The following is a 13,560-nucleotide window of genomic DNA, read 5'->3' as shown; positions in this document are numbered from 1 at the left end:
GGGCTTATATATATGGATTACAATAATATGACACCTCTTCAGCTAGATGCACTTAAAGAAGTATCTAACATAGGGACAGGAAATGCGGCTACAGCATTATCACAACTTTTAGGTAGAAAAATAGATATGAATGTACCGGATATAAACATAGTTCCTTTTGAAGAGGTAATGGCAGAAATAGGAGAGGAAAAAGTAGCTGTAGGAGTATTAGTAAGGGTACTAGGAGATACTCCGGGGAATATATTGTTTGTATTTGAAAAAAGTACAGCATTAGATTTGGTTCATAGATTAACTGGCATGCAAGAGGAAGAATTAAGTGAGATGGGAAATTCAGTAATGTGTGAAATAGGAAATATAATATCCGCTTCATATATGAATGCTATAGCCAGATTCACTAATTTAACCATAACACCATCCGTTCCAGCAGTATCCTATGATATGTTAGGGGCAATATTGTCTACTACATTTATAGAAGCAGGACAATATAATGAACATGTTTTGGATATTGAAACTGTATTCAAAGAGGATGGATCAGAAATAAGTGGGCATTTTTATTACATACCAATGCCTGGTTCATTAGAAAAAATATTAAATACATTAGGAGTAAGTTAATTTGTATTAATTTGGAGGGAAAGAAAAATGGCAAAAGTATTAATCGTTGATGACGCTGCATTTATGAGAATGATGATAAAAGATATATTAGAGAAAAATGGATTTGAAGTTGTAGGAGAAGCTAATAATGGATTAAAAGCTGTAGAACTATATAAAAAGGAGCAACCAGATGTAGTAACTATGGATATAACTATGCCAGATATGGATGGAATAGAAGCGGTAAAAGCCATAAGAGAATTTGATGCTGCTGCAAAAATAATAATGTGTAGTGCTATGGGACAACAAACTATGGTTATGGATGCTATAAAGGCAGGAGCAAAAGATTTTATCGTAAAACCATTCCAAGCAGATAGAGTTTTAGAAGCTATCAAAAAGGTTATAGGATAAAGTATAAAAGAAATTTAATTTCTTAAAGTTTAAAACTTATAGGTGCATTAGGTAAATTTCTTAATGCACTAATGGTTTATTTTGAGAGGAGGCTTTCCTTTGCAAGTTGTAATATTTAAATTAAATAATGAACAGTTTGCGGTTCAAACTGATAAAATACAAAGTATAAACGATGCTATGGAAATAACTAAGGTTCCAAAAGCACCAACTCATATAAAAGGACTTATAAATTTAAGAGGAAACATTATCTCACTTTTAGATATAAATCTTTTATTAGACATACCAAAGGGAGATAAAAGCCAAAATAATATAATAATATTAGAAATGGAAGATGAACTAGTAGGAATAGCTGTAGATGATGTATATGAAGTTTTAGATGTAGAAGAAAAATTAATAGAAAGATCCTCAGATGAAAGAAGAAAAGAATATATAGAAGGAATAATTAATTTTCAAGATAGAATAGTAACATTAATAGACATAGATAAATTATTATAATTCTCAAAAAGGAAATGAGGGAAATATATGGCAGAAATATTATCCCAGGGTGAAATAGATGCCCTTTTATCTGCTCTATCTTCAGGAGAAATAACACCAGATGAGGTTCCCAAAGAAGAGGAAAAACAAAAAGTAAAACCCTATGATTTTAAAAGACCTCAAAAGTTTTCAAAGGATCACATAAGAACCTTAGAGCTTATACACGATAATTATGCAAGAATAATATCAAATTATTTAACAGCTCAAGTTAGAAGTAATGTGAAAGTTAAGATAGAATCAGTTCAGCAGATAACTTATGAAGAATTTATTCACTCTGTGCCAAATCCAACAATTTTAACTATATTTAAAATGCCACCTTTAAACGGGTCCGTATTATTTGAAACAAATCCTCAATTTGTATTTCAAATGATAGATGTACTTTTAGGTGGTAATGGCAATGGAAACTACAAAATGAGAGAGTTTACAGATATAGATAAAAATATAATGAAACAAATAAACACAGGACTTATAACAAATTTAAAATTAGCATGGGAAGATGTAATGGAAGTGGATGTTGAAATAGAAAGCTTAGAAACTAACCCAGCTTTAAATCAAACCCTAGCTCCAACAGAACCTGTAGCTTTAATAACTTTCTCTGTAGAAATGGGAAAAAGTAATACTTTTATAAATATTTGTATACCATATTTAAGCATAGAAAAAGTTTTAGAGAAACTAGTAGTTCAATACTGGTTTAGAGAAAATGATGAGGAATCCATAGAAGAATCTTCATCTAAGATAAAGGAAAGAATAAATATAGTTAGCATGGAGCTAACTGCTGAATTAGGAAGAACTTCAGTTACAGTAGAAGATTTTTTAAGATTGTCTGTAGGGGATGTGGTAGCCTTAGATACTAAAACTGAGGAACCTGTCCATTTATTAATAGAAAAAGAACCAGGTTATTATGCTAAACCAGGAGTTATAGGCAAGAATATAGGGTTACAGATACTAGATCAAATAGATAAGGATGTGGAAAGTTATGAGTAACGGGTTTCTTTCACAGGAAGAAATAAATGCTCTTCTAAATGGAGAGGGAAGCCAAGAGGAGGAAGAAAAAAAAGAAGCAACAGATACTGAATTACCAGAATTGCCTGATCTTACAGATCTTGAAAAAGATCTTTTAGGAGAAGTAGGAAATATATCTATGGGTTCAGCCTCCACAGCGCTTTCAACTATAATAAATCAGCAGGTTAATATAACAACGCCTGTGGTAAGTGTTACAACTTTAGAAAGATTAAAAGATTCTTTTGAAATTCCTAATATAGCTTTAGAGGTAAAATATACTAGCGGTATAGTAGGAGAAAACCTATTAGTTATGAAAATTGACGATGCCGCTGTAATATCAAACCTAATGATGGGTGGAAATGGAATTGTTGAAGGAGAAATAAAAGAATTATCAGAAATAGAAATAAGTGCCGTATCAGAAGCTATGAATCAAATGATAGGTTCAGCAGCTACATCTATGGCCACTATGTTTGCAAGAGAAGTAAATATATCACCACCACTATCAAAGATTTGGTCAGATTTAACAGCACCACTAGCTGAGGGAATAAGTGATGATGAACCAGTGGTTCTAGTATCCTTTTCTTTAAATATAGGTGAGTTAGTAGATAGTAATATAATGCAGCTTTTACCTATGAAGACAGCTAAAAAAATAGTTGCTATTATGATGGGAGAGGAAAGTATGGATGAACCATCAGTAGAAAATAATTCAACTCCAGCACCAATTGTAGAGGAGAAAAAGTCTGCTAAAGCAGTAGAAGCACCAAAACAAGAAATCGTATATGAGAAACCAATAGAAAGAGAAGCTCCAAAGGTAGAAGTAAAGCAAGCTTCCTTTGAACCATTATCTGTAAGGGAATCTGCAACTACTATGCCTAATAATATAGATCTAATATTAGATGTACCACTTCAAATATCCGTAGTATTAGGAAGAACAAAAATGAACGTAAAAGATATATTAAACTTAGGAAATGGTTCTTTAATAGAATTAGATAAATTAGCAGAAGAACCAGTAGAAATACAAGTAAATGGCAAAAAAGTAGCCTATGGAGAAGTGGTTGTAGTAGATGAAAACTTTGGAGTAAGGATAACTAATATAGTTAGCAGCCAAGAAAGAATAAAATCCTTAGGAAAGTAAAAATAGGTATATAATAATGAGGTTGCCTCAGAATAAACTAAATTTAATTTTAACACTGCAAAGATAAAAAATACATTTACAAACTAATTTAGTTAACTAATAAATTTATTACATATATTTTTATATTTGCTATATTGAAATCAAATTTATTTTGAGATGTCCTTATTTAATAGTTGAAAGTAAAAGCTATGAATTTAAAAGTATAATATTTTAAATTCATAGCTTTTAAATTTAAAAAGAAAATGTATATTTTATTAAATTTTAGGTTTTTTATAAATTAATATATACTTTATTACTAAGAATATAATATAATAAACTAGGCTTCTATGGATATTTTAATAAAAATAAATTTATAAATAATGGTAATAATATAAATGGATATTAAATGAGCTATATTGCAACTATATTATAAGAAATTTAATATAATTAACTTTACAATTAAAGCAGAAAAATAGAGGGACATTGAAAGATAAAAAGCTATTTTATCACTACTAAAGGGTATAAACCTTAATATAAGCTTTTCGATAATAGTAGTACAACAGCGCAAAACCACAGTTAATTGTAGGTTAAAAATATATTTGGGAGTGTATATATATGAAGATAAATGGAGTAGGTATAACAAATAGTATAAATGCTTACAATGCTAACAAAAAAATAACAGAAAAAGAAGAAGTAAAAAGCTTAAAGGACAAAATAGAAATATCTCATTTAGGTAAAAGCTTAACTACTTATTCTTTAGATGATAAGTTTTTAAATGAAAAAGAAAGATTAGATAGAGTAAATGATATAAAAGATAAAATAGAAAAGGGTACTTATAAAGTTGATTCAAAATTAGTAGCAGAAAAACTATTAAATAATATTAAGGAGAATTTTTAATGGAAGAAAAAATAAAACAATCATTAAAAGAAGAAATAAAAGTACTAAAAGAACTTTTAAGCCTTCTAGATGATCAACATGAGTTTATTTCCTTTAAAAAAACCTTTGAGTTAGATAAAATAGCCATAGACATAGAAGAAAAATGTAAAGAGTTAGCCCAAAAAGAAATGGCTAGACGTAAACTAATAGGAGATACTTCTATGAAAGAATTCATAGATAACGCAAAGGATGAAGAACTTAAGTCTGTATATAAAGAAGCTACAAATTTACTGGAAGAAATAAAACTTCAAAAGGATAGTAATGATATGTTAATAAAACAGGTAATATCATTAACTACTAATATGCTGAGCATATTAAATCCAGATAGGACACCTAAAACCTATGGACCCTATGGAAGGCGATAAAACAGGCAAGACAAAAGGCTATATAGCCTTATACGGTCTTTGCCTATTTTTATACAAAATAATAATTTACAATTATACTTAATACTACCAATACACAAGACATTAATTAATTATAAACAAGCTATATTATTAAAGCTTTTATAGTATAACTACGAAAATAGACATATAAACAAATAGATAGGGAGATGAGAGAGATGTCCGGATTATTCGGAACTTTGAATATAGGTAAAAGTGGTATGTTTGCACAACAGGGAGCTATAAATACCACATCCCATAACATAGCTAATGCAAATACCGAAGGATATTCAAGACAAAGAGTAGAACTTCAAACCACAAGACCTTACTGTAAGCCGAGCATGAATAGCGCTGCAGGCCCAGGACAGGTGGGAACAGGAGTTCAAATAGTAGCTATAAATAGGGTTAGAGATAGTTTCTTAGATTATCAAACAAGGGTAGAATTAGGGGTACAAGGTCATTTTTCTAGTAGACATAAATTTTTATCTCAAATAGAAAATATATTAAATGAACCTACAGATGTGGGAATATCAAAATTATTTGGAAAATTTTTTGATGCTTGGCATGATTTATCTTTAAATGCTCAAGGTTCTAATGCCAAATCAGTGGTAATGGAACAATCTTCAGCTTTAGCAGATGAATTAAATCATACATTTAATGAGCTTTCAAAATTAAAAGAAAATACGCAAGGAGAGATACAACAAACAGTATTTGAAGTAAATAGTATACTAAATCAAATAAACCAATTAAACCAAGAAATTATACAGGTAAAGGTAGCAGGACAACAACCAAATGACTTAATGGATAGAAGAGACTTATTGTTAGATAAGTTAAGTGGAAAATTCGGTATAGAAATCGATAAAGAAAATTTTGAAGGAATAAATTTAAGTACATCTAACCATGCAAAGAATTATCAAGATAAAACTTCACCTTTTGGAGGAGAACCGCCTATAGTAGGAGGAAAAGATGCAAATTTGGTTCAGAGAGTAAATCCAGAAGATGTATATAGATTTTCATATATAAAAGGAATAAAAGCTCCAGCAGGAAAAAAACCAGGACAGCCTGGAGAATATGAAGTAACTTATTATGTAGGAGGAGATACAAAATCTGAAAGTAATAAGAGAACAATTACAGTTACAATAGGTAACCCAAAAGATCCAAACAATCCAACACCTGAAGAGCTTAAAGAGGCAGAGGAACAATTCAAAAGATTAGATGAAGGTAGAGTTTTATGGACAGATAAAAATGGAGATGTAGTAAAAATTGCTGATAATAGTTCTGCTGATGAAAATGCTAATAAAAGTACTGGAACTATAGGTAGTGGAAGTTGTGATTTTAAAAATTTAAAATTATTTGAACCTCCATCAGGAGAGTTAAGAGGACAAATGTCTGTACAGGAGGAAATAGATAATTATCAAGAGCAATTAAATAAATTGGCTAAGGCGTTAGCTTTCTCTGTAAATGCTATTCATACACAGAGTTTAGATCCTGCAAATCCTAAAGATGGAGCGCTAAATTTCTTCATTAATGGTAAAGATCCAGATAAGGAATTGGAAATAACCGCAGGAAATATAGCGATAAATGCAGATATAAAAAAGAATCCTATGAAAATAATTGCGGGAGTAGTTCCAAACTCAGGTGAAGGAGATGGGAAAAGAGCTTTAGCTATATCTCAAATAAAAGACGTATTTATGAGTATACAGGATATAGATAAAAATACAGATAGGGAAACATTTTTAAAAGAATTCTTTAAGCCAAATGATGAGTTCGAATTTAATGGTACTAAGTTAAATACCATAGGAAAAGATACGAATGGTATGACTATGAATACTTATTTTAATGATATTATAGGTGGTCTTGGTGTAGATGAGGCAGAGGCTCAAAGGATGGTTAAAAATCAAGCTACACTTTTGAAAGGATTTCAACAATCTAGAGATTCTGTATCAGGAGTATCTTTAGATGAAGAATTTGCAAACTTAGTGCAATTTAATCATTGTTACCAAGCCAATGCAAAAATAATAAGTACTGTAGATCAATTATTAGATGTAGTAATAAATGGACTTAAGAAATAGTTGAACAGAGAACAATTGATGAAGAATAATAAATGGAGAAAGTTTTTATTATAGACTATTATGTAAAAAGTTGAAAGGGGAAGACTATGAGAATTACAAATAATATGATGGCAAACTCATTTATGTCAGATATGAATAATAATTTGGAAAATTTAAATAGGATTAATCAGCAGCTAACTTCAGGTAAAAATTTTTCTAAACCGTCTCATGATCCAGCTGGCGTTATAAGAAGTATGCAACTTTATACAGGTATAGATGCAAATAAACAGTATAACAAAAATATAAGCAATGTAATAAACTGGTTAGATGTTACAGATACAGCTTTGGATCAAGTAGGAAAGCAATTAGGAAAGATAAGAGATAAATTAGAGGAGGCAGGAAATCCAGGCTTTGGTGAAACAGAAAGAAAAGCTTTAAAGGATGAGGTAAATGGAATCATAGCTAGCGTGTCCCAAACTCTAAATACTACTTTCGATGGTAAATATATATTTTCTGGTACAAGAGTTACTTCAAAGCCAACAGGAATAGAAAAGAATGGTAAAAACAATGAACTTGTTTATCTAAAAAATGATCAGAGTGTATTATCACTAGATGATACTTTAAAGGCTATAAGTGCTGCAGAAAAATTATCAGGAAAAAGTATAAATGAGGTAAAGGATTCAGAATTATTAGATTTCAAAAGTTTAGTAAGCAAAGATCCAAGCACACTAACACCGGAAGAAAAAATTAAGGTAGATAAGTTAAGCAGTGAAGAAATAGATGCGTTAAAAAATTTATCCGATGAGGATTTAAAGCACTTAGGAGAATATAATCAAATGAATGCCAAATTGAAGGCAGAAGTATCTGAAGGAGTAGTTATGGAATACAACGTAACTGCTACAGAAATTTTACAAGGTGGAGGAGACTTAAGGCAGCTTCTAGAAAATATAGTAAAGCATTTGGATAGTGATAACCCAGAAGAAATAAATAAATTATATGGTGAGGACTTAGGAAATATAGATAAGGTTTTAGATAATGTACTTAGAATAAGATCAGAAGTGGGAGCTAAACAAAATAGAATGGATGCAGCAAAGGAAATGAATAAGGAAACAAATTTCAATATGACAGAAATCTTATCTAATATAGAAGATGTGAATTTAGTAGAAAAAAATATGGAATTTGCTATACTTCAATCTGTTTATATATCTTCTCTTCAAACAAGTGCAAAAGTTTTACAGCCAACACTTATGGATTACTTAAGATAGAGGGTAGGACAGAGTACAGAGGATAGATAGAGAGCACAGATAACAACAGGGTAAAGAGTACAGAGGACAATATAGAAAACAAAGTACACAGGATAGAAGATAAATAATTTTAGTATAGAGAGTGGGGTAAATATGAATTTAAATACGAAATATCATGGATGTATAGAGTATGAAGAAAAGGATGTAATTTATTTTGAAAAGGGTATACCAGGATTTGAAGAATTAAAGAAATTCATAATATTTCCTGTGGAAGATAATGAAGTGTTTTCAGTTTTTCATTCTATAGAAAAGGAAGATATGGGTATTATAGTTACTTCTCCTTTTAATATAGAAAAGAATTATGAAATACAATTGGAGGAAGAGCAAATAAAAAATCTTAAACTACAGTATGAAAAAGATGCATTAGTTTTAAATACAGTTACCTTAAATTCAGATATAGATAAAATAACAGCAAATTTAAGAGCTCCAATTATTATAAATATAAAAGAAAGAATAGGGGAACAAATAATAATAAATAGTGATAAATATTCTATAAAACACCCATTATTTAAGGAGGAAGCTTAATGCTAGTTATAACTAGAAAAAAAGGAGAGTCTCTTTTAATAGGAGATGATATAGAGATAACTGTAGTTAAATTAGATGATGGTTCTGTAAAATTAGCCATAGATGCCCCTAAAAAATTAACTATACTAAGAAAAGAACTTTATAATGAGGTTCAGGAAGAAAACAAAAAGGCTATTAATTTCAATCCTTCTATTTTAAAAAATATAAAAAGTAAATAAAAGGAAGTGTAATACATGGAAGTAAAAGCTATGAGTCAAGGAAGACATCAAGCGTATAATTCTGAAATTGTAAATAGTGGTATAGATTTAGATAAAAATATTGAAAAAATTAAATTAAATGAAAAACATACTACTTTAGATAAAGAAAATATAAAAGAAGTTAAAAATTCTGTAGATAAACTAAATAAGCTATTAGAAGGACAGGATATACAGTTAGAATACGAAATATATGGTAAGTTTAGAGATTTGACTATAAGATTAATAGATACAAAAACCAAGGAAGTAATAAAAGAAATACCACCTAGAAAAATAATAGATATGGTAGCCAAACTATGTGAAATGGCGGGAGTTTTAGTAGACGAAAAGGCATAGTATTGGGAAATAAAAAACATTTCAACCATTTTAAATTTTATAGGGTGGTGTGGTTATGGAATTTAGATTAAATAAAATAGATTTAGAGGTAAGAGATAAAATAAAAGAGCAAACAAAAGAAGGAAAGGTTCATTCTAAGCAAAATATAACCATAAATAAACAGAATAAAGATAATAATTCAAAGGATAGAGGATTTTATGAACAATTAAAAAAGCAACAGAAAAATAAGAATAAGAACATAAAAGTAAAGGCAGTAAAATATGTTAAAGGTGAAAATCTGGATATAGAAGCTACAAAAGAAGAAATAGAAGGAAAAGATAATATAGTAGGAACTATATTAGATACTAAAAAATAATTTTAAATTTTCCAATATAAGAGGAAGGTGTATTTAATGTATACAGCTAATGCATACAATACTTATAAAAATAACAGTGTTAATTTTGCTTCAAAGGATCAACTGCTTTTGATGTTAATGGATGGTGCAGTAAAATTTTCAAAGATAGCAAGACAAGCTATAATAGATAAAGATGTACCAAGAGCTCATGAGAACCTAGTAAAAACTCAAGATATATTTTATGAATTAATGGCAACATTAGATGTGAATCAAGGTGGACATTGGGCAAAAAATTTATTGAGTTTATATGATTTCATAGTAAGAAAATTAGCAGAAGCTAATATGAAAAAAGATGTGAATATAATAGATGAAGCGATACCTTTAATAGAAGAAATAAGAGATATATGGAATGAGGCATATAAACTTTCAAAGGCATCAAATTATTAATAAAGTAACAAATTTATTTTAAATATAAGGTAAATAAATGTGGAGGTGTTTTTATGAGAATAGGTGGACTTTCGGGTCTAGATACTGATAATATGATAAAAAATATGATGAAACCCTATACTATGCGTGTAGACAAAATGAAACAAAATGCTCAAATTGTAAAATGGCAACAGGATGCATATAGAAGTGTAATAAGTGGTATATCAGATATGACAAAAAAATATTTTGATGTATTAAATGGAGATAACTATATGTTATCTTCAAAGAATTTTTCTAGTTTAAAGCCATCAGGAATACCAGATACATCAACTATTAAAATAAACACAGGAAGTGGTGCTATATCAGGAAGTTATTCTTTAAAGGTTATAGAATTAGCATCAAAGGCTGAAGCTATAAGTGATAAAGCCATAAATATAAAAACATTAACTGAAGGTGATTATGGCATAAAAATAGATGCTTCTAATAACAAAATAGTTATAGATAGCAAGGAAATAACATTAAGTAAAAGCAAATACAATAATGCATCAGATATAGCAGCTGAAATAAATAGTAAAATAAATGAAGATGGATCTGGTTTAAAAGATATAGTTAAAGCAGTAGTTAAAAAAGATGGAAGTATAAAGATAGAAAATTTATTTAAAATAGATGATGCAAATAAAGAATTAAAAGTAACGGTAGATGGAAAAGAGTATACTGCAGAATTAACTAAAGGAAACTTTACTTTAGAAGAATTAACAAATGCTATAAATAGTAAATTGGAAGTTGCTAAAGATGCTGATGGAAATGTGCTGGCAGAGGATAAAGGTGCTAAAGCGTCTTTATCAGCAGATGGTAAGAGCATAGAATTTGCAGGAACAACAGCACAACCTAATTATTCTGTGGCTGGAGTTAATTTGGGAGGAATAACAGGTGGAACCGGAATTACAGGTACAGATGTAACAGTAGCTGGTAATTCTATAACCTATGCAAAGGAAATAATAGAAGGATTTAATGATACATTTAATGTGCAAATAGGTACTGATCCTTCAAAAACAGTAAAATTGGCAGCAGGAACTATAAATACAGTAGCAGATCTAGCAACAAAACTTAATGATGCCTTTACTGATTCAGCACTAGATACTACTCTAACTGCAACAGTAAAAGATGGAAGGATAGTTTTGTCATCTAATTCAGATAAACAAGTAATAATTACAGGCGAATCAGGCAAGAGTGCTACTTCTTTACTTGGATTATCAGATAGATATGAAATGTCTATGAGCACTAATGAAAAAATGTCCAATATCGTAAATGAAGCAGTTGAATTTGAAATAAATGGTGTAAATTTCAAATATGATTTTACTAGCACGGGATCAGAAAAAGATAAAACTATATCACAAATATTAGCGGATATATCAGATAAAGCTAATGTGGAAGCTTCATATAGTGAAATTACAAAAAGTTTTGTATTAAGATCAAAGGAAGAAGGAGCTACTCAAAATATCAAGTGTGAAGATAAATCAGGAAGCTTCATATCAAGCATATTAGGTAGCAGCACAACAGCAAAGGGTAAAGATGCCAAGATTGAACTTAAGACTCCTAATAATTCCACAGCAACAACAATAATAAAACCTTCTAATAATTTTACTATAGATGGAGTAAATTACAATATAGCAGGAGCTAAAAAAGACGAAGAAATAAGTTTTTCACTAGATGGTAATGTAGAGGATTCTTTTAATAAGATAAAAGGTTTTATTGATGATTATAATAAATTAATAGATGAATTGCAGAAGAAAACTTCAGAAAAAAAATATAGAAAATATGAACCATTAACAGAAGAGCAGAAAAAAGACATGAAAGAAAATGATATAAAACTTTGGGAAGAAAAAGCTAAATCTGGTATACTAAGAAATGATTCAAATATACAAAATATGCTTTCAACTTTAAGAAGAGCTTTCTTCGATTCAGTAGAAGGGGCAGGACTTAGTTTAAAGGAATTAGGTTTAAGTACTTCTAAAGATTACAAAGAAGGTGGTAAAATAGTATTTGATCAAATCTTGGATAAAAATGGGAATAATGGAGAAGCTAGGCTTAAGAAGCTTTTAAAAGAAGAACCAGATAAAGTGTTTAAGATATTTTCACAAGAATCCTCAAGCTATCCAAGTTATAGTCCAGATTTAACACTTACAGAAAGACAAATTAGAAATAAAGAAGAGGGTATATTTCAAAGAATAAATGATATATTTAAAGATTATACAAGAACATCAAGAAGTACAAGTGGTAATAGAGGTATATTAGTAGATAAGGCTGGTATAGAGGGAACTATATCTGAAATAGATAATATACTTTATAAAGATTTGGAAAAGAGAGAAAAATCTATAAAAGAAATGGAAGATAGGCTTACAGAAAGAGAAAATAAGTATTATATTCAATTTGCGCAGTTGGAAAAATATGTAAATCAAGCTAATTCTCAAGCTAGTTGGCTTGCACAACAATTAGGTGGAGGCAGGGGATAAAAATAAATTTAAGTAGAGTGATATAGATGAATAAATTAAAAGAAGAGTTAATAAAATATAAAAATTTAACGTTAAGTATAATAGAAGCTTTAGAAAGGGAAGATTATGATGATCCAGAAAAACTTTTAGATAAAAGACAAAATACAATAAATAAAATAAATAATCTATCCTACACAAAAGAAGAGTTTAAAAATATAAATAATGAATTGGACTTAATATTGCTAGAAAAAAAACTTCAAACTATTATGTTAAAGAAAAAAGTAGAATTGAAACAAAAAATAAATAATGCTTTAGAAAGCAGAGAAGCTACTAAATCTTATAATATGAAACAATTGAATTCTCAATATATTTTAAATAAAACTATTTAAAATTAACTATAAAGAATATTAAGTTAAAGCGCGATAATGTAAATGTATTAACTTTATACACTAAATAAAATTTTTTATTCAATTGAAGATTAATAATTATAAAATAAAAAATAAAAAAAATATATGAAGGTATAAAGTAAAAAATAAATATAACGAATTAATATAATGTAAGCGGTATGGTGCTTATAACCTATAAGGGTTAAAATAAAAAATAATGGATGAACAAGGATGTTCACCACAAAAACAGGGAGGAATATAAAATGATAATCAATCACAATTTAAACGCTATGAATGCTCATAGACAAATGGCAATCAATACAGGAAGCAATGGTAAAGCAATTGAAAAATTAAGCTCAGGTTTAAGAATAAACAGAGCAGGAGATGACGCTGCAGGATTAGCAATCTCTGAAAAAATGAGAGGACAAATCAGAGGATTAAACCAAGCATCAAGAAACTCACAAGATGCTATATCATTAATCCAAAC

General features: G+C 29.2%; 17 protein-coding genes. All 17 read left to right on the top strand.

The window, feature by feature from the left end; genetic code table 11:
* Nucleotides 1–12 precede the first annotated feature (12 nt).
* Nucleotides 13–612: a chemotaxis protein CheC gene (locus tag ACYUDJ_RS15740; protein WP_003484353.1), complete on the top strand. Its 600-nt coding sequence runs from the start codon at nucleotides 13–15 to the stop codon at nucleotides 610–612.
* Nucleotides 613–639: 27 nt separating this feature from the next.
* A complete protein-coding gene (locus tag ACYUDJ_RS15735) occupies nucleotides 640–999 on the top strand; it encodes a response regulator (protein WP_003359271.1) in 360 nt (119 codons plus the stop codon).
* 99 nt (nucleotides 1,000–1,098) lie between these two features.
* On the top strand, nucleotides 1,099–1,494 hold the full coding sequence (locus ACYUDJ_RS15730; protein ID WP_003494998.1) for a chemotaxis protein CheW: 396 nt from the start codon (nucleotides 1,099–1,101) through the stop codon (nucleotides 1,492–1,494).
* A gap of 27 nt (nucleotides 1,495–1,521) precedes the next feature.
* Entirely contained in the window at nucleotides 1,522–2,517 is a 996-nt protein-coding gene (gene fliM, locus ACYUDJ_RS15725; RefSeq protein WP_003484358.1) for a flagellar motor switch protein FliM, read from the top strand.
* The gene (gene fliY, locus ACYUDJ_RS15720; protein WP_030036053.1) at nucleotides 2,510–3,670 is read left to right on the top strand and encodes a flagellar motor switch phosphatase FliY; all 1,161 of its coding nucleotides are present in this window, start codon (nucleotides 2,510–2,512) and stop codon (nucleotides 3,668–3,670) included. Before fliM ends, fliY begins: the two co-directional genes overlap by 8 nt.
* 594 nt (nucleotides 3,671–4,264) lie before the next feature.
* Nucleotides 4,265–4,546: a flagellar biosynthesis anti-sigma factor FlgM gene (flgM, locus tag ACYUDJ_RS15715; RefSeq protein ID WP_043032209.1), complete on the top strand. Its 282-nt coding sequence runs from the start codon at nucleotides 4,265–4,267 to the stop codon at nucleotides 4,544–4,546.
* Nucleotides 4,546–4,950: a flagellar protein FlgN gene (locus ACYUDJ_RS15710; protein WP_043032208.1), complete on the top strand. Its 405-nt coding sequence runs from the start codon at nucleotides 4,546–4,548 to the stop codon at nucleotides 4,948–4,950. Before flgM ends, ACYUDJ_RS15710 begins: the two co-directional genes overlap by 1 nt.
* Before the next feature lie 194 nt (nucleotides 4,951–5,144).
* The gene (gene flgK, locus ACYUDJ_RS15705) at nucleotides 5,145–7,037 is read left to right on the top strand and encodes a flagellar hook-associated protein FlgK (RefSeq protein ID WP_043032207.1); all 1,893 of its coding nucleotides are present in this window, start codon (nucleotides 5,145–5,147) and stop codon (nucleotides 7,035–7,037) included.
* Between the two features lie 86 nt (nucleotides 7,038–7,123).
* The gene (gene flgL / locus ACYUDJ_RS15700; protein ID WP_043032206.1) at nucleotides 7,124–8,281 is read left to right on the top strand and encodes a flagellar hook-associated protein FlgL; all 1,158 of its coding nucleotides are present in this window, start codon (nucleotides 7,124–7,126) and stop codon (nucleotides 8,279–8,281) included.
* Between the two features lie 132 nt (nucleotides 8,282–8,413).
* Entirely contained in the window at nucleotides 8,414–8,845 is a 432-nt protein-coding gene (fliW, locus tag ACYUDJ_RS15695; RefSeq protein WP_043032205.1) for a flagellar assembly protein FliW, read from the top strand.
* Complete coding sequence (gene csrA / locus ACYUDJ_RS15690) at nucleotides 8,845–9,063, top strand: carbon storage regulator CsrA (RefSeq protein WP_043032204.1); 219 nt, start codon at nucleotides 8,845–8,847, stop codon at nucleotides 9,061–9,063. Before fliW ends, csrA begins: the two co-directional genes overlap by 1 nt.
* A 15-nt stretch (nucleotides 9,064–9,078) precedes the next feature.
* On the top strand, nucleotides 9,079–9,435 hold the full coding sequence (locus tag ACYUDJ_RS15685; RefSeq protein WP_043032203.1) for a flagellar protein FlaG: 357 nt from the start codon (nucleotides 9,079–9,081) through the stop codon (nucleotides 9,433–9,435).
* 55 nt (nucleotides 9,436–9,490) lie between these two features.
* Nucleotides 9,491–9,790: a hypothetical protein gene (locus ACYUDJ_RS15680; protein WP_043032202.1), complete on the top strand. Its 300-nt coding sequence runs from the start codon at nucleotides 9,491–9,493 to the stop codon at nucleotides 9,788–9,790.
* Nucleotides 9,791–9,826: 36 nt separating this feature from the next.
* Nucleotides 9,827–10,216, top strand: a complete 390-nt coding sequence (fliS, locus tag ACYUDJ_RS15675) for a flagellar export chaperone FliS (RefSeq protein WP_043032201.1) — start codon at nucleotides 9,827–9,829, stop codon at nucleotides 10,214–10,216.
* Nucleotides 10,217–10,269: 53 nt separating this feature from the next.
* Nucleotides 10,270–12,708 carry a flagellar filament capping protein FliD gene (gene fliD / locus ACYUDJ_RS15670; protein WP_043032200.1) on the top strand — a complete coding sequence of 813 codons (2,439 nt, stop codon included), beginning with the start codon at nucleotides 10,270–10,272 and terminating at the stop codon, nucleotides 12,706–12,708.
* Nucleotides 12,709–12,734: 26 nt separating this feature from the next.
* A complete protein-coding gene (locus ACYUDJ_RS15665) occupies nucleotides 12,735–13,076 on the top strand; it encodes a flagellar protein FliT (RefSeq protein ID WP_043032199.1) in 342 nt (113 codons plus the stop codon).
* A 260-nt stretch (nucleotides 13,077–13,336) separates the two neighbouring features.
* Nucleotides 13,337–13,560: flagellin N-terminal helical domain-containing protein (locus ACYUDJ_RS15660; RefSeq protein WP_460289662.1), on the top strand; the 224-nt coding region annotated here is incomplete at its 3' end.

It is taken from the genome of Clostridium sp. CTA-6 (assembly GCF_054768115.1).
Note: the sequence above shows the minus strand (reverse complement) of the source record. Positions and strands in the feature narration are given on the sequence as shown.

Coding starts and splice junctions, on each gene's coding strand:
- ACYUDJ_RS15740 (WP_003484353.1), top strand. CDS start 13: ATGGATTACAATAATATGACACCTCTTCAGCTAGATGCACTTAAAGAA.
- ACYUDJ_RS15735 (WP_003359271.1), top strand. CDS start 640: ATGGCAAAAGTATTAATCGTTGATGACGCTGCATTTATGAGAATGATG.
- fliM (WP_003484358.1), top strand. CDS start 1,522: ATGGCAGAAATATTATCCCAGGGTGAAATAGATGCCCTTTTATCTGCT.
- fliY (WP_030036053.1), top strand. CDS start 2,510: ATGAGTAACGGGTTTCTTTCACAGGAAGAAATAAATGCTCTTCTAAAT.
- flgM (WP_043032209.1), top strand. CDS start 4,265: ATGAAGATAAATGGAGTAGGTATAACAAATAGTATAAATGCTTACAAT.
- ACYUDJ_RS15710 (WP_043032208.1), top strand. CDS start 4,546: ATGGAAGAAAAAATAAAACAATCATTAAAAGAAGAAATAAAAGTACTA.
- flgK (WP_043032207.1), top strand. CDS start 5,145: ATGTCCGGATTATTCGGAACTTTGAATATAGGTAAAAGTGGTATGTTT.
- flgL (WP_043032206.1), top strand. CDS start 7,124: ATGAGAATTACAAATAATATGATGGCAAACTCATTTATGTCAGATATG.
- fliW (WP_043032205.1), top strand. CDS start 8,414: ATGAATTTAAATACGAAATATCATGGATGTATAGAGTATGAAGAAAAG.
- csrA (WP_043032204.1), top strand. CDS start 8,845: ATGCTAGTTATAACTAGAAAAAAAGGAGAGTCTCTTTTAATAGGAGAT.
- ACYUDJ_RS15685 (WP_043032203.1), top strand. CDS start 9,079: ATGGAAGTAAAAGCTATGAGTCAAGGAAGACATCAAGCGTATAATTCT.
- ACYUDJ_RS15680 (WP_043032202.1), top strand. CDS start 9,491: ATGGAATTTAGATTAAATAAAATAGATTTAGAGGTAAGAGATAAAATA.
- fliS (WP_043032201.1), top strand. CDS start 9,827: ATGTATACAGCTAATGCATACAATACTTATAAAAATAACAGTGTTAAT.
- fliD (WP_043032200.1), top strand. CDS start 10,270: ATGAGAATAGGTGGACTTTCGGGTCTAGATACTGATAATATGATAAAA.
- ACYUDJ_RS15665 (WP_043032199.1), top strand. CDS start 12,735: ATGAATAAATTAAAAGAAGAGTTAATAAAATATAAAAATTTAACGTTA.